13 protein-coding genes are annotated in these 19503 nt (G+C 25.9%); all 13 read left to right on the top strand.

Features of this window, described 5'->3' with window-relative positions:
- The first annotated feature begins 27 nt into the window (after nt 1-27).
- The 13 genes from RDY08_RS06765 to murJ all read left to right on the top strand — a co-directional run bounded on the left by RDY08_RS06765 (nt 28) and on the right by murJ (nt 19463).
- A complete protein-coding gene (locus RDY08_RS06765) occupies nt 28-219 on the top strand; it encodes a hypothetical protein (protein ID WP_307903614.1) in 192 nt (63 codons plus the stop codon).
- 25 nt (nt 220-244) lie between these two features.
- On the top strand, nt 245-832 hold the full coding sequence (ruvA, locus tag RDY08_RS06760; protein ID WP_307903613.1) for a Holliday junction branch migration protein RuvA: 588 nt from the start codon (nt 245-247) through the stop codon (nt 830-832).
- 32 nt (nt 833-864) lie between these two features.
- Nucleotides 865-1623, top strand: coding sequence for a type I methionyl aminopeptidase (gene map / locus RDY08_RS06755; RefSeq protein WP_307903612.1), 759 nt, complete (start codon nt 865-867; stop codon nt 1621-1623).
- A gap of 349 nt (nt 1624-1972) precedes the next feature.
- Nucleotides 1973-5758 (top strand): fibronectin type III domain-containing protein, encoded by a 3786-nt coding sequence (locus RDY08_RS06750; protein WP_307903611.1) that lies wholly within the window; start codon nt 1973-1975, stop codon nt 5756-5758.
- Between the two features lie 30 nt (nt 5759-5788).
- Nucleotides 5789-10858, top strand: coding sequence for an Ig-like domain-containing protein (locus RDY08_RS06745; protein WP_307903610.1), 5070 nt, complete (start codon nt 5789-5791; stop codon nt 10856-10858).
- A 148-nt stretch (nt 10859-11006) separates the two neighbouring features.
- A complete protein-coding gene (polA, locus tag RDY08_RS06740) occupies nt 11007-13649 on the top strand; it encodes a DNA polymerase I (protein WP_307903609.1) in 2643 nt (880 codons plus the stop codon).
- The gene (gene whiA / locus RDY08_RS06735; RefSeq protein WP_307903608.1) at nt 13649-14545 is read left to right on the top strand and encodes a DNA-binding protein WhiA; all 897 of its coding nucleotides are present in this window, start codon (nt 13649-13651) and stop codon (nt 14543-14545) included. Before polA ends, whiA begins: the two co-directional genes overlap by 1 nt.
- 1 nt (nt 14546) lies before the next feature.
- Nucleotides 14547-15494, top strand: a complete 948-nt coding sequence (locus RDY08_RS06730) for a hypothetical protein (protein ID WP_307903607.1) — start codon at nt 14547-14549, stop codon at nt 15492-15494.
- On the top strand, nt 15494-16429 hold the full coding sequence (locus tag RDY08_RS06725; RefSeq protein ID WP_307903606.1) for a bifunctional riboflavin kinase/FAD synthetase: 936 nt from the start codon (nt 15494-15496) through the stop codon (nt 16427-16429). The genes RDY08_RS06730 and RDY08_RS06725 overlap by 1 nt, the downstream gene beginning before the upstream one ends.
- Nucleotides 16420-16869, top strand: coding sequence for an S-ribosylhomocysteine lyase (locus RDY08_RS06720; RefSeq protein ID WP_307903605.1), 450 nt, complete (start codon nt 16420-16422; stop codon nt 16867-16869). The genes RDY08_RS06725 and RDY08_RS06720 overlap by 10 nt, the downstream gene beginning before the upstream one ends.
- Nucleotides 16853-17566 (top strand): segregation and condensation protein A, encoded by a 714-nt coding sequence (locus tag RDY08_RS06715; RefSeq protein WP_307903604.1) that lies wholly within the window; start codon nt 16853-16855, stop codon nt 17564-17566. The genes RDY08_RS06720 and RDY08_RS06715 overlap by 17 nt, the downstream gene beginning before the upstream one ends.
- Nucleotides 17567-18007, top strand: a complete 441-nt coding sequence (locus RDY08_RS06710; protein ID WP_307903603.1) for a gamma-glutamylcyclotransferase — start codon at nt 17567-17569, stop codon at nt 18005-18007.
- The gene (gene murJ / locus RDY08_RS06705) at nt 17994-19463 is read left to right on the top strand and encodes a murein biosynthesis integral membrane protein MurJ (RefSeq protein ID WP_307905449.1); all 1470 of its coding nucleotides are present in this window, start codon (nt 17994-17996) and stop codon (nt 19461-19463) included. Before RDY08_RS06710 ends, murJ begins: the two co-directional genes overlap by 14 nt.
- Nucleotides 19464-19503: the final 40 nt, after the last annotated feature.

The following is a 19503-nucleotide window of genomic DNA, read 5'->3' as shown; positions in this document are numbered from 1 at the left end:
TTTTTGAATTTTAGTGAGGTGGAATGGATGAGATGTAAGTGGTATTTTGTTTGTCCTATGAAATTTGCATATGAAGAAGGAAGAATAGAGAGAAAATGGATAGATAGATATTGTTTAAGTGAAAGCAATTGGAAAAATTGTGTTAGGTATCAAATGGAAGAAATTGGAAAGTATCATTCAGATGAGATGTTGCCAGATGGGAATTATATAGAAGGTTAATTGATAATAAAAAAAAGGAGAAATTATGTACGAATATATAAAAGGAAAAATTGTAGTTAAAAGGGTTGATTATGTGGCTATTGATATAAATGGGATTGCATATAAAATATACATATCTTTAAAAACATATGAAAGTATAAAAAATAGTGAAGAAAAATTATATATTTACACACATGTGAAAGAAGAAGCTTTTAAGCTTTTTGGGTTTTATACTGAAGAAGAGAGAAAATTTTTTGTAATATTAGTAAATGCAAGTGGAGTTGGACCTAAATTAGCAATTGCAGTATTATCAACTTATAGTATAGCTGAATTAAAAGATATTATTATTAACGAGCAATTAAAAAGATTAATTAAAGTACCAGGATTAGGAATGAAAAAAGGTCAAAAATTAATTTTAGATATAAAAGACAAAATAAAATTAACTGGGGAAATTGGAGAAGAAACAGCAGAGACAAATAATGGATATAAATTAGAAGAAGATATAATTTTAGCATTACAATCCCTTGGATATGGAGAAAAAGAGATAAAAAAACTATTGAAAACAGAAGATATAATGAAGTATACTAGTATTGAGGAAGCTATTAAAGATATATTGAAAAAATCACGTAAATAAAAAATATAATATAAAATAGAAGGAGAAATATGATGATTAAGATTAAAACTAAAGAAGAAATTAAAAAGATGAGAAAAGCTGGTAAATTGGCAGGAGAATTATTAATATATTTAGAGCCTTTTGTAAAAGAAGGAGTTTCAACTCAATATCTTAATGACTTGGCAGAAGAATTCACAAAAGAACATGGAGCTATTTCAGCACCATTAAATTATAATGGATTTCCAAAAAGTATGTGTACATCTATTAATAATGTAGTTTGTCATGGAATTCCTTCTGAAAAAGAAATTTTAAAAGATGGAGATATTATAAATTTGGATGTTACAGTAATTTTAGATGGTTATCATGGGGACACTTCTAAAACTTTTTTGGTCGGGAATGTAGATGAAGAAGTTGTTAATTTAGTAAAAAGAACAGAAAATGCTATGTATAAAGGAATTGAGGCAATTAAACCAGGGAAATATTTGTATGAAGTTGGGAAAACTATCGAAAAATACATAAATAAATTTGGATATTCTATAGTAAGAGATTATACAGGACATGGTATTGGTGCAAAATTTCATGAAGAGCCAGCTGTTTTTCATAATTATACAGCCAAAAATAGAATTAGACTTAAAGAAGGAATGATTTTTACTGTAGAACCAATGATTAATATGGGAAAATCTCACAGAACAATTACTTCAAAAGAAGATGGATGGACAGTTACAACAGCTGATAATAGTATTAGTGCTCAATTTGAGCATACTGTTTTAGTAACTTCTAAGGGAGTAGAAATTTTAACTAAAGTGGATTAAATTGACGATTATTATATTGGGATATAAAGAGAATAGATATGATTGGAATTAAAAAATATATATAGAATAAGCTACGCCATTTTTTTACGAGATGAAGTGTAGCTTCTTTTTTATTTGTTAGGAAAGTGTAAATTTATTAGTAAAATAATTTCAGCACAAAGACGCAAAGGGCACTAAGGGTTCACAAAGGGGAGGATTTTTTGTAACCATGATAGGAATAGTGATTGTCACTAATGAAAAATATAAAATTTTCTAGAAAATAAGGCAGCTGTTTTTTTATTAAGTTATTTTATGAATTTGTCGATAATTAAGAGTAGTATTATATTATTTTATAGGGATGTGATATATTATGCATAAAAAAATGTTGTTGATATTGTTATTAAGCTTAATTTTTGCAGGATGTATAATGAATTATTTTGATAAAGAAGCTCCAACAATAGTATTAAAAAATAAGAATATAATAAAAATAAAAGAAGGAGAATATAATCTTCCTTATAAAGATGGTATAGTAAAGATTGAAGGTAGTGTAAAAGATAATGATAAAGTAAAATATTTAAAAGAAAATGATATTAATGTAGAATTAAAAAATGGAGAATTTACTCTATATATAGATACTACTAAAATTCAAAAAATAACATTAATAGCAGAAGATGAGAGAGGTAATAAAAAAAATATAAAAATAAATTTAATAAAGGATGACAGTTCTCCTAAAGTTTCAAAACTTAAGATAAATGATAAAGATTATATAGATAATATGATTGTAGGTGGGAATAATAATAAAATAAAAATTGAGTTAAATGCAACTGATGAGAGTGGAATAAAAGAAGTGAGTTTAGAGGAGCAAACTTTTACAAAGGGAACTGATTCATACACGCTTAATTATGAAAATATAAAATCAGGAGATAACGTTTTAAGTATAAATGTAGTAGATGAAGTTGGGAATGTAACAACAAGTGCAATAAAATTTTATTATGATAAAGTACCTCCTAGTTATCACAAAATATATTGTGATGATACTGAAGTAAATCTAGGAGAAGAATATATTACAAATAAATCAAAAGTTACATTAAAATTTGAGTTAGAAGATGTAAGTGATATTATTAATTTAAATTATTTATCTGTAAATGATATACAAATTGACAAAAGTAAGTTTATTAATCAACAAGTAACAGTAGATGTTAAAAACGGAAGTAATGTAATTAAATTTTCTTTTTTAGATGAGTTTGGAAATGTAACTGAAGAAAAAAATATAAAAATATATAACAGTATAACAAAACCTAAAATGGATAATATAAAAATATTAGAAAGCAGTATAGAAGTTTTGCCTAAGGATGATATATATTATGTGAATTCTCCAAATATTTCAATAACAGGAGAATTAAAAACAGAAGATGTGCATTTAAATTTAAGTTATTTTAAATTAAATTCTGAAAATGCTGATTGGGACAAGAGCAGTGGGGATTTTAATTTAGATTATATTTTAAGTGAACCTAAAAAAGATGAAATTATAAAATTAGAAGTTGGAGATAATGCTGGAAATCAGGAGTCTGTTGAGAAAAATATATATTATGATAATACTAAACCAATTGTAACTTTTGATAATGAATATAATGATAAAATTTGGATAAAATCAAAAGAAGATGCCATTAATTTATCAGGAAAAGTAGAAGATGATAATTTTGAAAAATTATTAATTGAAAATAGTGAAATTACAGTAGATAGTTCTACAAATAGATTCACGAAAGATATAACAACTACGAAAAGTTCAATATATTATGAGGTTAGTGATAAAGCAGGGAATATATTAACTGGAGAAAAGATGGTATCATTAGATGCAGAATCTCCTACAGTAAAAAGCTTAACTATAAATGGAAAGTTATATGCAGATGATATGATTGTGAATTTGAAAGATAATAAAAATATATTAATTGATGTTACTTTAGAGGATAATGTTGGGATAAAAGATGTGAAATTAGGAGATAAATCTCCTAAAGAAATAAAATCAAATATGAGATATATATTTGAAATAACATCAGAAGAGATAAAAGATAGTGAATTTTCTGGAAAATTAATTTTTTACGATTTTGCAGGAAACCAAAATGAAAAAAATATTTTGGTTAGGTATTATAAAGAATCTCCCATTATAAAAGAGATAAAATTAGATAATAAAGATATAGTTGAAAATAAAATAGAATACTCTGCTAATGGAGATGTATCGCTTGTTATAAAAATAGATTCTCAAAATATAAAGATGAAAATTGATAAATTTATTTTAAAATTAAATGGTGAAATATTATATTCAAAAGAGGAATCGAATGGGATATATCCAATATATTTAGGAAAAAAAAATAGTAATAATGATATAAATATATATTTAGAAAATGAAAATGGATTATCAGAAGAAAATAATTATGAAATATATTATGACGCCTTACCACCGATAACAAGTGAAATTAAAGTATATAAAAAAGATTCTTCAAATTTGATTTATTCAGAAATTAACTATACAAAAAATATGAATTATCCAATGGATGGAGATATTTATATAGATTTTAAAGTTACTGATGATTTAGAAGTTGAATCTAGTGAAGTTAATTTAAAAATAGGGGATAACACTATAAATGCATCACCTTTAGAAAAGGGGATTTATAGTGTATCAATTACAAATAATTTATTGACTCAAGGTTTGAATAAACTAGATATTTTATCGAAAGATAAAGCAGGAAATATAAGTATAAAAACATTATATATTAATTTTTATAAATTGCTTCCAATAGAGCTTTCATATGGTAATTTAAGTCAAACAGCATTAACGTTGAATTGGACAGGCCTTTACCCTGGAAATAACTTGTTGAAATATGAATTATATATGGAAAAAGAAGGAGATGATGAAAATTATGAAAGGGTCTATAGTGGGACAAAATTATATAATGTTATAAGTGGATTGGACGATGATTCTATTTATAAATTTTATATATTAGGTTATGATAAATATATAAAAGATTCAGAAAACAAAGTGCAGTCAAATATATTAGAGATAAAGACATTAAATAAACAACCAGAAAAGCTTACAATATATTTTGGAAATGTAGAAAAAGAGATAGATACATTACAAAAATATGGAATAAAAATATATTGGGATAAAGTTTCTGAGATAGATAGACATGATTTTTTGGAATATGTAATATACAGAAATGACACTGGTTCAGACAATGAAAATGATTATAAAGAAATTGCTACAATAAAAAATGCAAATGAAACATATTACAAAGATGAAATAGGAAAAGAGAATGAAAATAAATTGTACAAATATGAGGTCGTAGTTAGGGATAAAGGGTATAAAATATCTGATAGGTCAAATGGTGTATCAGCGTACAGTTATAATTTGCCACCAGATATACCAACTGATTTTGAAATGAAATTTGAAGAAGAATCGAGTGGTTCTGTTTATTCTTATGATAGCACAAAATTTTATGGAAGTAATGATGAAAATAATAAAGTTAGAATGAAAATAAAAATTAATGATGTATCAACTAAAATAAAAGATTTACAATATTATGAAGTGTATAGAAGTATATCAACTTCAGTAGATAACACAACTGTAATATATCCTTCAATATTAATATATAGAGGGAAATACAATAAAACATATTATTCAAATGGTTCTGTTGATTATTCAAATAATGAAATAAACTTAATTGAAAATGGACTAAACGAAAATAGTAAATATTACTATAAAATAAGAGCTTGGGATAAAGATTTGGATGTTAATAGTGTAAATGATGAAGATGAGTATTCTGAGACAAATATATTTACAATAAAAACTTGTGATTTAAAACCAGCTAAAGTTAAAAATATAGTTGGATATGTTTCAGGAGATTTCGTATCTATTTGGTGGGAATTTCCATACATAAAAGATTTTAGTAAATATTCAGTATATAGAAAAGAGAATAATTCGTATGTTAAATTAAAAGATATTACGGATATTAATGAAAAATATTTTAGTGAAACTGATTTAGATTTTGATAATAATTCTTTATATAATTATAAAATAGAAGCTTATGATAGTGGGAATAACAGTTCAGAAATAATATTTACAATAGATAAAGATGGCGGAATTACTGTTTTAAATTAGTTTCATAAAAAATAAGAGGAGTGGGTGGAAATGAAAAAAAAGGGGATTAGCATACTTATTTTACTAGCATTATTATTTATATCTGGATGTCTAAAAAGTGAAAAATATAATACTAAAATAAATTTAGAAGTAATACCAGAAAGTGTAATAGTTAATAAGGATAACGTAAATATAAAAATAGTAACAAATGGCGATACTTTAAAAATAAATGGCACTCAAATAAATGGGGGCTTGAGTGGAGTATATAATGAAAATATAAAGCTGCAGCCAGGAGAAAATAAAATAATAGTTGAATCCGTGATAACTAATTATGGAGAAAAATCGAAACTATCTAAAGAGGTAGATGTTAATTATCTTAAAGAGGGGTTAGAAGTAAATATTAATAATCAAAATTTTTCAAAAGATTCTGGAAAAATTTTATATCCTAATAATGGAGAAATATTTAATGAAAAAAGCAATAAAAATTTAAGTAGAAGTATAAATCGAGATGTTTTAAATCCAGATGGAACTAATATTCAAGGTGGAGTAGGATTAGATAAAATAGAAGCAGTATATGATGGTACATCAAACTCTGATTATATAGCAGATGATGAAATAGGGATATATGTATTTATAAATGGAGTAGTTGTAGACTATAAAATCGGAAAAGTTTCAGGAACAAAAAAAGTAGAATATCCTCAAAGCTCTGGAACAGGAAAAATAATATTAAATGTTAAAGGTGATAATGTAGATGATTATATTTTAGCTGAAGGGAAAAACAGTATATCATTATTATTGATAAATTTAAGAGCGGAAAGTACAGCTTATGTAGGGAATGCATCAGGAACAGGGCCTGTAGAGGTAACTGTAGATGCAAAACCTCCGAAATTAGAAGTTTTATATCCTGTGAATGGGAATAAATTAAATTTTGATGAAAATTTAACAGATTTTGGGAATGTAAATTTAGAAATAAAAACAAGTGATGAATATAAAGTGACATTATATGGAGCATTAATAAAAGATGATGGGAAGTCAACTGCACAAGAGATAAAATCAGAAGGAAATAAAATAAAAAAAGATGGAGTAGAGATAGCTTCAGCTCTTTCAACAACAATTTTAACTACAGATATTATATCTTTATTTATTGATAAAGATCCAGCAACAAGCGGTAAATATTCTGGAACTACTGGAACAAAATGGTTTTTATATATTTTGGCAGAGGATGCTAATGGGAATGAAACTTTGATAAAAAGAGAAATAGCTAAAGCTGATGTTTTGGCAGACTTAGATACAGCTAATTTAAAAATAAAAGTTGGAGAGGAATCTATAAGAAAATATGAAGGAAATCCTTCTGCTCCAATGCAAATAAATGGTAAAACAATTACATTTCAATATACAAGTAAAAATGATAAAAATGCGACAATAAATTTAATAAGAATAGAAGAAATTAATAGTACTATTGTAGACAAAGAAAAAGTAACATTACAACATGAACCAGATACAGAATTGTATTCTGGAACATATGATTTAGAAAAAGATTTTGGATATGATTCTTTAGCATCAAGTCAAATGGTTGGATTTAAAATTGAGATGACAGATGAAGCTTTAAATCATAGCACAGATGTTTTAAGTTTTAGATATATTGATGAAAATGCTCTTGCAACAGAGATAAATATAAAAGATTCAGATATAACATTTTATTCAGATGATAATTCTACTTCAGGACAAGAGATTAATCCTTTAGGAGATAATATAGAAAATAAGTATTATTTTGATTATGATGGTAGTACAGATGTTGTATTAAAATCAATTAAAATTAATAATCCAGATAAGCTGGATTACAAAATAAAAGTTGGAAATAATACTAGTTATACTGTAAGTGCGGATAAGGAAAAATATAATATAGATGATATAACTTTAAATCAAACTATACAAAAATCAAATTTACAGATATATTTAGGAGATAGTTTGATAAAATCAATAACATTTATTTTGTTGGTAAACAATGGAGATATAAATGAAGATGGAACTAAAACAGATACTAAAATATCTCTTTCTGAAGTTACAATAAAGCAAAATAAAGAGGAGATGTATATAAAAGGGAATATAAATATGCCTGCTGAAATATCTGACGAATATAATATACAAGCTGATTTTATAAACAAATCAGCAAACGAGTCAGCCTGGATAGGTGGATTTCAAAAAAATGCTATTGATAATAGTAATATAAATTTTGAAGGAAGCATTATTTTTAATTATAGTGAGGTTTCGCCTAAAAATTATGATATGATTCAAATAAGAGCTGATAACTCACTAACAACGGTAACTCCAACTAGTTTTGACCTAGATTCGGATAATACAGATGATCTGTTAGGAGTTAATGGAGTAGAAATAGATGGAATTAATGATTCTGATTTAAGTTGGAAGATAGCTAGTGAAATTCAGAATATAGATATATTAAATGGAGATAAATTTAGTGAATTAGATTTATATTTAAATGGAGAATTAAAAGAGAAAAATAGTTCGCCAAATGGGACAGGTACAGATTTTGCATCAGTAGATTTAACAGGTATAAGTTCTATAAAAATAGTGGGTACAATAAAAACTCTTACTAATCCAATAGTAAAAATAGAGAGAATAGTATCTCTAACAAGGCCATTAGAATCAGAAAAGCCTAAATTTGTATCAGTTCCAGAGTTAAATACAGAGTATAAAGGTGATTTTGTAATAACTGGAAAAGTTGACAATGCAGATATAGTTGAAATTGTAAGTGTAAAAAATAGTTCTGGAAATGTTATTGCATGGAAAGGCGGGACTACAACTATACCTACAACGTTAAAATCACTTACACTGCTATCTGACGGAACATTTTATAGTCCCAATTTAGCAGATGATCCTATTTATGCTGGAAGCGTAACTTCTACCGATGGAGTTTATACAGATTTTAATAATAACAATGGAATTATAGAAGGAAATGAGTATACTATAAAAATTAGAGCAACAAAAATAAATGGAGCTTCTGTTGATTATGAGTATGTTGGGACATTTGATACATTAGCACCTACAGAATATCATAAACGAGATGCTTTAAGTGTATATAATAAATTTGGGACAACTACAACTACAGAATGGGAAGGGATAAACAAGATATATTTTGATTTTGCAGGAAATTTAAAAGAAGATAGTTCAGATGCACTATATACAGGTTTAGATTCTACTGGTACAGATTATACTATAAAAAATCCAGGTGGGAATTATACATTTAGCATAAATGAGGCAACTGTGAGTCCAGATATAGATCAAGGATGGATGACTCTTGTAGAAAATTACAGTGGATATGATGATTATTTAATTGCGTATATTCCTTATTCTAATCCAAATGGGGATTATGATAATTTTGGAACTCCAACTACTTCTGGAGAAAATATAACAGTATTTATAACTGATGACAAAGGAAATGTTATTTTAAGAAAATTAATTAGAAAAGATGATACAGGAAAAAATAGGGAGCTGGTAGTAGATTTAGGAGATAATCAATATGATAAAATAAATGTATATCTTCAAGATGAACATTTAAACAAGACGGATATTTATAAGTTCGAAAACACTATTTATTTAAATTTAACATTGGCAAATGTAAAAGCTGCAATACATGAAGGAGCTACTCAGGAAGCTCCATTAAGAGAATTTTCTGTATCACAAGCTCCAAATTTAACATATGTTACATTAAATATGTATAAAGATTCTTTAAGTGGAGAGTTTCTTTTATCTGCTCCAGGAATAGATTTAAGTGGGGCAAATGGATATACATTGCCTTTATCTGGAAATATTAATACTGGTGATACTTTAGTAATAAAAGCAGTTGATAAATATGGGAATAGCACATTTATAGGAGATAAAACAAATTCGATCTCTTTAAAAGTTGAAGATAAATTACCACCAGAATTACCTACAAGTGTAGTTGTTACAAATAAAAAATCTCCTGAATTAGATGAAATATCAGGAAAAGCAGAAGCAAATAGCACAATAAAAGCTAAAGACAGTTCTAATAATGAAATAGGTAACACTTTAGCAGATAGTAATGGAGATTTTAAATTAAATATAAATGGGGATTCATATTCAATGATTAAACTAGAGGTGGTTGATAGTTCAGGAAATAGTTCAACAACTTCTACATTACATGATGCTTATGAAACTATAACGAGTAAATTTGCTCAAAGTTATAGTTATACTGTTACAGGAGTAACAGCAACTTCAGGAAAATTGAAAAAAGGAGATACAGTAACCGTTGGTTGGAATGCTATTGCTGAAACAAATGATGATGTAGCTAAAGGGAATGTATTAGGAACTTATAGAGTAGATTATTATAATGGCTCTACAAAAATATATACTCAAGATGTAACAACGAATAGTACAACAGTAAAAACTGAAGATTTAGGAAATTATAATTTAACAACAATAACTGTAAAAGTTTATGGGGAATCAAAATTAGGATTTGAGACTTCAACACCAGGAACAGCAACTTTTGATATAGATTCATCTATACCTGATATAACGGCATTGGATACCACAAAGATAGTAGCTAGTGTAAAAAAAGATACAATAACAATCTCATCAAACGCTTTAAATACAACATTAGTTGGTATTGGAAGTAGTGATAAAATATATGTTAATATTGATGGAGAATCAAAAGAGTGGACTGGTTCTGATTTAACATACAATAAAACAGTGAATAATAGTAGCACATTTAAATTAAAATTAAAAGATTTGGCAGGAAATGAAACTAGCGAAGTTACGATAAATGCAAGTGATGATGAAGCTCCAAATGTAGATGCTCTTGTTATTGTGGGAAGTATAGACACAGTTAGTTTAAATGGAGTTGATTATTTACAATTAAGTATAAAACAAACTGAAGAAGATAATGTTACGGTATACGCATATGATGGAAGTGGAGCTAATGCGAATCTAATAGGAGTAGTAAAATTAGGTGTTAAAAATACAGTTGTACAAATTAGTATAAAAGCATCTAGTGCCGCAACAGTATATCTGAAAGTTGCAGATGACAGTTCAAATAAAAATACGTCGGCAGCAAAGCAATTAACAATGGTTACAACTGAATAAAATAAAAAAACAGCTTTCTTTAATTAGGAAGCTGTTTTTTATTTTTTGATAAATTTTAAAAATTTTTCTGCAGATACTATAGTTGAAAGTAATCATTTATTGTGGTATAATAAATGATAAAAAATACATTTAAAAAGGATGATATATTATGAAAAAAGCAGTATTAATAGATGTAAGTGCTGTAATGTACAAAGCGTATTATTCATTGATAAATATGAGGAATTCAAATGGAGAGCCAACTGGAGCAGCATATGGTTTTACAAATACACTGCTAAGTATAATTGATAAATTTAAACCTGATTATATTGCAGCTTGTTTTGATGTAAGAAGAGAGCAATTAAAAAGACGAGAGATGTATGAAGGATATAAAAAGCAAAGGAAAGCTGCACCAGAAGAATTGATAGCACAAATTTCAAAAATAGAAGAGATTTTAGATGGATTTAATATAAAAAAGTTTAAAGTTATTGGATATGAAGCTGATGATCTATTGGGGACATTATCTAAAAATTTAGCTGAAAACAATATAAAAACTTATATTGTTACAGGAGATAAAGATTTATCACAACTTTTATCTGAAAATAGAAAAATATCACTTCTTGGAAAAGGTGTTGGGAAATTTAGGGTTTTAGAAACAGATGATGATGTTGTGGAACAATTGGGAGTATTACCAAGCCAGATACCAGACCTTTTTGGATTGCAAGGAGATAGTTCAGATGGAATTCCAGGAGTAAGAGGAGTGGGGCCTAAAACAGCAGTAAAATTTATATCTGAATATGGAGATTTAGAAACATTATATGAAAATATAGATAAAACTAAAGGTAAAATGAGAGAAAAATTAGAACAAGATAAAGAATTAGCATTTTTAAGTAGAAAATTAGCAATTATAGATGAAAACGTTCCAGTAGAAGTGGATGTTGAAAAACTGGAATTCAAAAAACTTGATAATGACAGATTATATAAAATTTTTAATGAGTTAGAGTTTAAATCACTTTTGAAAAAATTAAAAATTGAAGCTGGTGAAGCAACAATAGAAGAAAATAAAAAAGAAATTAATAATGAAAATTTAATTGAATTTAAGAAAGAAGATATAATAATTATAGATAATAATGAAAAATTAAGAGATATTGAATTTGCAGATGAAATAGCCTTGTTATTTAATGGTGCAGGGGTTGCAATATCTAGTAATGAAAAATTATATTATATTTCGCTTTATCATAATTATTTAGGAGCAACCAATTGTGATGAGATGTTATTAAAAGAAAAAATTGAAAAGTGTAATGTTATTGGTTATAGTCTTAAAAATTTAATAAAAAAAGAGTATATAAAAGAGAAAAACTATTTTGATATTATGATTGCATATTATATTTTGGATTCAGATAGTAAGTATGATTTGGAAAATATTTTAAATAGTAAATTTGGAATACAATTAGCCAATTATAAAGAGACATTTGGAAAAGAAGTTATAGAAAAAATTGATATAAATAGAGCAACTGAATTTTATTGCAAGAGAGTTTTATATTTTGAAAATTTAAAAAAAAGTTTTGAAGAGGAACTAAAACAAGAAGAACTATATGATCTTTTTATAAATATAGAATTGCCATTAGTAAAAGTTTTAGCAAAAATGGAAAAATATGGAATAAAAATTGATATTAAATATTTTGAAAAATATAGTAAAGAATTATACGGAAAATTAGTTAAATTAGAAGAAGAAATTTATGAAATGGCAAATGAAGAGTTTAATATTAATTCTCCAAAACAATTATCGGAAATACTGTTTATAAAAATGGGGATTAACCCAGTTAAAAAAACTAAAACAGGTTTTTCTACAAATGTAGAAGTTTTGGAAACTTTAAAAAATAGAGGGATTGAAATAGCAGATAAACTATTACAATATAGGCAATATAAAAAATTGCAAACAACTTATGTGGAAGCTTTACCTAAATTAGTTGATAAAAATGATAGAATACACACTACATTTAATCAAACTGGTACAACAACAGGTAGATTATCTTCTGTGAATCCAAATTTACAAAATATACCAGTAAAAACATCAGAAGGTATAAAAATAAGATATGGATTTCTTGCAGAAGAAGGATATAGTTTAGTGGCTTCAGATTATTCACAAGTGGAATTAAGAGTTTTAGCGGAATTAAGTAAAGATAAAAATTTAATAGAAGCTTATTCTAAAGATTTGGATTTGCATGATTTAACAGCACGAAAAATTTTAGGTAAAGATGAAACAGAAGAGATTACAAGGGCAGAAAGAGGTATTGCAAAAATAGTAAATTTTAGTATAATTTATGGTAAAACTCCATTTGGATTATCAAAAGAGATAGGAATTACAGTTGGAGAAGCTAAAACTTATATTGATAAATATTTTGAAACTTACGAAAATGTGAAAAAGTTTATAGATGATACAGTAGAATTTGCAAAAGAAAATGGATATGTAAAAACACGTTTTGGAAGAAAAAGAAGAATTATAGGAATAAATAGTAAAAATAAAAATATAAAAAATCAAGCTGAAAGAATGGCTGTTAATAGTGTAGTACAAGGGACAGCAGCTGATGTATTAAAAATTGTAATGATAAAATTATACGCTGAATTAAAAGATAAAAAAGATATAAAAATGCTTTTACAAGTACATGATGAACTTGTATTTAGTATAGAAAATAGTAAAATAGAGGAATATTCAAAATTAATAAAAGATGTAATGGAGAATAGTATAAATTTTGAGAATATAAAATTAATAACTAATATAAATAGTGGGAAAAGGTGGAGTGAAACAAAATAATGTCATATACACAATTAGTAAAAGAAGAGATTTTACAAAAAGAGGTTATAAATGTTATAGAAAAAAGATATGAACTTTATGCAGTTTTAAAAGCTAAAAATAGTTTTAAAAATGACAGAATAGATTTTACTGTTGAAAATATAGGTATAGCAAAAAGAGTGTATTCCATTATTAAAAGTTTTACAAATCTAAAAATAGAGATAAAATATTCTATTAGTAAAAGATTTGGAGAGCATAGAGTTTATGGAGTCATAGTCAGAAAACAAAAAGGATATAAAGTATTTGTAGATAATTTTAAACATATGGATAAAGAAAAAATTAATAAAGCAGAGTCAAAATTAGCTGGATATATTAGGGGTATATTTCTTGTGGCAGGATATATAAAACAACCTGAAAAAGAATATTCTATGGATTTTTTTTTAGAAGATAAAAATGATGCTAAAAAACTTTATGATAATTTAAAAGGAATAAATAAAAAGGTTGGATATACTCAAAAGAAAAATAAATATTTGGTTTATTTAAGGAATTCAGAAGATATAATGGATATTTTAGTAATGACTGGAGCAATGAAAAGTTTTTTTGAATATGAAGAAACTATAATGTTTAAAGATATAAAAAATAAAACAGTAAGATCAATAAATTGGGAAGTAGCAAATGAAACTAAAATAATAAATACAGCAGAAAAACAGTTGACAATGATAAAAGAGATAGAAAAAAAAGTTGGATTAGAATCATTAACTGGAGTTTTAGAAGAAGTAGCAAAAGTTAGGATAAAATATCCTGAAAGTTCATTAACTGAATTGGCAAAGATAATAGGAATTAGCAAATCTGGAATTAGAAATAGATTTAGAAGATTAGAAAAGATATATAACGAACTAGAGGAGGAGACGAACTAAAATGAAATTAAACGAATTTTTTGAAATTGGAATAAAAGCAGGTAGAGATGGTGATCCAAGAAGCAACGAGGAAATAGAAAAATTTTTGAATGATAAAAAAGAAAAATTTGAGGCATTAAGTGATGAAGAAAAAGAATATTTTGACAAAGATGAATTAATGAATCCATATTTGGATTCAGCTATATATTATAATTCTGGAAAAGATATAAAAAAAATATTTGTAGGAATAGATACAGAAGTTCAAGAAATTTTATTAGCAGATAAATTAGGGGTAGATTTAATTTTAGGGCATCATCCAGAAGGAAAAGGGCTTCTTAAATTATGGAAAGTATTAGAAATTCATCAAGAAGAATTAATAAAATCAGGGCTACCAGTTAATATAGCAGAAAGATTAGTTTCAGAAAGAGAAGCAGAATTAGAAAGAGGATTACATGGTCAAAATTATAATAGAAGTGTGGATGCAGCAAAATTATTAGATTTATCATTTGCTAATTTACATACAGTAGCGGATAATCTTGTTAATAAATATATGATTGATTATTTAGAAGAAAAAAAAGTATATAAATTAAAAGATATTATTAAATCTGTGTTAGAAATAAAAGAGTATCATGAAACAGCTAAAAATAGTTTAAAGCCAAAAATTGTAGCTGGAACAGGAGAAAATAGAGTAGGGAAAATATTTGTGAAATTTAATGGTGGTACAAGTGGGAATAAAAAAATGTTTAAACATTTAGAAAATATTGGTATATCTACATTTATATGTATGCATCTTCCAGAGGATCAAATAAAAGAAGCTAAAAAATGTAATATAAGCGTAATAGTAATGCCACATATGGCAAGTGACAGTCTTGGAGTTAATTTATTATTGGATAAAATAGAGGAGAGAAGCGGAATAGATTTTGATATTATTGCTGGTTCAGGATTTATAAGAGTTAGCAGGAGGAAATAATGAAAGTAATATATGGTATAGAAAATATAGATGAAAAATTTAAAAATCCTTGTGTAGCACTTGGAACTTTTGATGGAATACATTTAGGACATCAAAGCGTTATAAAAAGTGCAATAGATAAAGCAAAAGAATTAAATGGAACATCTATATTGTTTACTTTTAGTCCTCATCCATTAAAGGTAATTACGAGCTCAGCTGGGCCTAAAATGATAAATAGCAAGGATGAAAAAGAATTTTTATTAGAAAAATTAGGAGTAGATATACTTATTTTTGCAAATTTTACAGTAGAATTTTCAGATTTACATCCAGAAAAATTTATGAAAAATGTATTAAAAGATATTTTGGATGTAAAAGAAATTTTTGTAGGATTTAATTATACTTTTGGAAAAGATGCAATAGGAACTACAGATTATATGAAAGAATTAAGCGAAAAATATGATATAAAATTAAACGTAGTAGAACCTATGAAAATAGAAGATGAAATTGTAAGTAGTACTCTTATAAGAGAATATATAAAAAATGGGGATTTAAAAAAAGCAGAAAAATTATTAGGATATCCAGTAATGATTTCAGGGAAGATTGTGCAGGGGAAAAAAATAGGAAGAAAACTTGGCTTTCCAACTGCAAATTTAAAAATAGTAAATAAAGCATATCCACCATATGGAGTATATGGTGTGAAAATAATTTTTGATTCTGAAAAAGATAAATCATATTATGGGATTATGAATATTGGGAAAAATCCAACATTAAAACCTGGAGAACATTCAATAGAGGTTAATATTTTTGATTTTGATAAAAATGTATATGGTGAAAAAATAATAATAGAATTAATGAAATTTATAAGATATGAAAAGAAATTTGAAACAGTTGAAAACCTGATAAAAGAGATAAAAAATGATATTAAAATTTGGAAGGAGTGGTTAGAATGCCATTAATAGAAAGTTTTACAGTAGATCACACAATAATGAAAGCTCCACAAGTTAGAAAAGCAAAAGTTATGAATTTGCCCAAAGGGGATATTGTAGAAGTATATGATTTGAGATTTGTAAAGCCAAACACTACACCAATGGAAACAGCAGCAGTACACACATTAGAGCATCTAATAGCTACATATATGAGAGATAAAATGGATAATATAATAGATGTATCACCAATGGGATGTAGAACTGGATTTTATATGAGTGTTTATAATGAGAATAAAAAAGAGGATATACAAGAAGTTTTGATTTATGCTTTAAAAAAGATATTAGAAACAACAGAAATTCCTGGAGCAACTGAAAAAGAGTGTGGGAACTATAGAGATCATTCATTAGTAAAAGCAAAAGAAACTGCTAAGAGAGTAATAGAAGGATTTGAGAATGGAAATAAAAATTAAGTTAGATAACTTTGAAGGACCGTTAGATTTACTTCTGCATTTAGTGGAGAAAAATAAAGTTGAGATATATTCTATAAATATATCTAAGTTGATAGATGATTATTTGAGTATAATAAATAAAGCTAAAGAGTCAAGCTTAAAAATTAAAGTAGAATTTTTAAATATAGCGGTAGAATTACTTGAGATTAAATCATTAGCAATATTAAATAAAAGAGAAAAAAAAGAAAAAGAGGAAGAATTAGAAAAACGGATTGCAGAATATAAATTTTATAAAGAATTGGCAAATGAAATAAGAGAATTGGAAAATATTTACAATATTTCATATACTAAAACAGGAGAGCCAATAAAGAATATAATAAATAGAGATATAGATTTATCTAATTTGACAACTGAAAAAATTTATGAAACATATATAAATATAAAATCTATTGATAAATCTTTGAATAAAAAAAATAATAAATTAGTTGTGAAATCTGATAATGAGAATAGTTATACATTAGAAGAAGCAATTTATGATTTTACAGAAAAATTAGAAAAAGTTAAAAGTATAAATTTGAAAAATTTATTCTATAAAGAAACTGAAAAAATTAAAAAAGTTATAAAATTTTTAGCAGTTTTAGAATTATATAAAATGAAGAAAGTTATAATTAGTCTAAGTGGATATGATTATATAATTTCTAAAAGGAGAGAGGTATAAATGGAAATTAATTTTTTGTTTGTATATGGAAAATTAAGAGAATTATATATTGATAAAGAGAATTTAGAAATAGAGAGTCTAATAACATTACCTGTAAAGACAAAGGGAGAACTGTATAGTTATGATGATTCAGCAGTTTTATTTGATTCTGAAGATGGTTTCGTATATGGAAATTTATTGGTAGCTAGTGATATAGATAAATTATTAAGAAGAACTGATTTTGTTATGGAATTTAATGAAAACGATTATTCAAATAGCAAATATGTAAGAATTAATAAAAAAGTTTTTATTGATTCTACAAATGAAGAGATAGATGCTTGGATGTATATTTTTCCAACTTCTAGGAAAACAGATATAGCTCCAAAATCAGAGTTTGTAAAAGAGGAAGATTGGCTTAAATATAAAGAAAGAAAGGCTTTTGAAGAAAATGCTAAGAAATAGCTTTGTAGTAATGATTATAACTTTAATAAGTAGAGTATTAGGGCTTGGTAGAACAGTTATTATAGCATATTTTTTTGGAGCAGGTGTCTTAACAGATGCCTATTTTTCTGCGTTTAAAATAGCTAATTTTTTTAGGCAATTATTAGGAGAAGGAGCTTTGGGAAATGTTTTTATCCCAATATATAATGAAAAATTAAAAGAATCAGGAGAAGAAGAGAGTAAAAAATTAATATTTTCAATAATTAATATTTTATTTATTATATTATCATTATTGGCAATATTAACAATAGTTTTTTCAAATGATATTGTTAATATTATGGTTAATGGATATAGTGATAAAACAAAAGAACTTGCTGGGAAATTATTGAAGATTATGGCTTTTTATATAGTTGCAATAGGAATTGCAGGTATGATAGGGGCTATTTTAAATAATTTTAAAAAGTTTTTACTTCCAGCTTCAATTTCTATTATTTTTAACATATCAATAATACTATTTGCAGCTTTTTTACATAATAAAATTGGTATATATAGTTTAGCTATTGGGGTTTTGGTCGGTGGTTTTATGCAGCTGATTATTTTATTACCTCAATTTTTTAAGTTGGTTGGATTTTTCAGATTAAAAATTGATTTTGAAGACCCAGCATTAAAAAAAATATTTATTATGTTATTGCCTATGCTAGTTGGAATTTTTGCAAGACAAATTAATGTTATTGTAGATCAATATTTTGCTTCATTTTTATCAAGCGGAACTATATCAGCACTTGAAAATGCAACTAGACTATATAATTTACCTCTTGGTATGTTTGGAATATCAATTGCAACAGTTGTATTTCCAATGTTATCTAAAAATATAACTGAAAATAAGATTGAAGATGCAAAGAGAAATATAGAAGAAGGTTTTAAATTATTAATATTTTTAGTAGCACCTTCTATGACAGTTTTAATATATTATTCAAAGGATATTGTGAAATTAATTTTAGGATATGGGAAATTTAGTAATATAGCAATTAAAATTACAAGTGAAAGTTTGGCAACTTACTCTTTAGGACTGCTTTTTTATACAGGAATTCATATATTAGTAAGAGGATATTATAGCTATAAAGATACAAAGACACCTGTTAAAATTTCTATAATAGCAATTGGAACAAATATACTATTGGACTATTTATTGGTAAAAGAGTATAAGTATATAGGATTAGCACTAGCTACAGTTATAGCTTCTGGAATAAATTTTACGTTATTACTCTATTTTTTTAATAAAAGATATTTTAAAATTAATGTAATGGGGATTGTTAAATTTATTTTAGTTGTTAGTTTTAAGTTAGTTGTAGTAGTTGCTATATTGAATTTGTTTGAAATTTGGATAATAATTAAATTGATATTTTTTGCATTGTTATATTTGCTGTTTTGGAGTTTTGAGTATAAAAAGAATGGGAAGAATATGTTTAAGGGGTAGGGATTTAAGAATAAATTTTGAATAGTTGAGATGAGATATA

This window comes from Haliovirga abyssi, assembly GCF_030295325.1.
GTDB classification, from domain to species: Bacteria; Fusobacteriota; Fusobacteriia; order Fusobacteriales; family Haliovirgaceae; genus Haliovirga; species Haliovirga abyssi.
Note: the sequence above shows the minus strand (reverse complement) of the source record. Positions and strands in the feature narration are given on the sequence as shown.

Coding starts and splice junctions, on each gene's coding strand:
- RDY08_RS06765 (WP_307903614.1), top strand. CDS start 28: ATGAGATGTAAGTGGTATTTTGTTTGTCCTATGAAATTTGCATATGAA.
- ruvA (WP_307903613.1), top strand. CDS start 245: ATGTACGAATATATAAAAGGAAAAATTGTAGTTAAAAGGGTTGATTAT.
- map (WP_307903612.1), top strand. CDS start 865: ATGATTAAGATTAAAACTAAAGAAGAAATTAAAAAGATGAGAAAAGCT.
- RDY08_RS06750 (WP_307903611.1), top strand. CDS start 1,973: ATGCATAAAAAAATGTTGTTGATATTGTTATTAAGCTTAATTTTTGCA.
- RDY08_RS06745 (WP_307903610.1), top strand. CDS start 5,789: ATGAAAAAAAAGGGGATTAGCATACTTATTTTACTAGCATTATTATTT.
- polA (WP_307903609.1), top strand. CDS start 11,007: ATGAAAAAAGCAGTATTAATAGATGTAAGTGCTGTAATGTACAAAGCG.
- whiA (WP_307903608.1), top strand. CDS start 13,649: ATGTCATATACACAATTAGTAAAAGAAGAGATTTTACAAAAAGAGGTT.
- RDY08_RS06730 (WP_307903607.1), top strand. CDS start 14,547: ATGAAATTAAACGAATTTTTTGAAATTGGAATAAAAGCAGGTAGAGAT.
- RDY08_RS06725 (WP_307903606.1), top strand. CDS start 15,494: ATGAAAGTAATATATGGTATAGAAAATATAGATGAAAAATTTAAAAAT.
- RDY08_RS06720 (WP_307903605.1), top strand. CDS start 16,420: ATGCCATTAATAGAAAGTTTTACAGTAGATCACACAATAATGAAAGCT.
- RDY08_RS06715 (WP_307903604.1), top strand. CDS start 16,853: ATGGAAATAAAAATTAAGTTAGATAACTTTGAAGGACCGTTAGATTTA.
- RDY08_RS06710 (WP_307903603.1), top strand. CDS start 17,567: ATGGAAATTAATTTTTTGTTTGTATATGGAAAATTAAGAGAATTATAT.
- murJ (WP_307905449.1), top strand. CDS start 17,994: ATGCTAAGAAATAGCTTTGTAGTAATGATTATAACTTTAATAAGTAGA.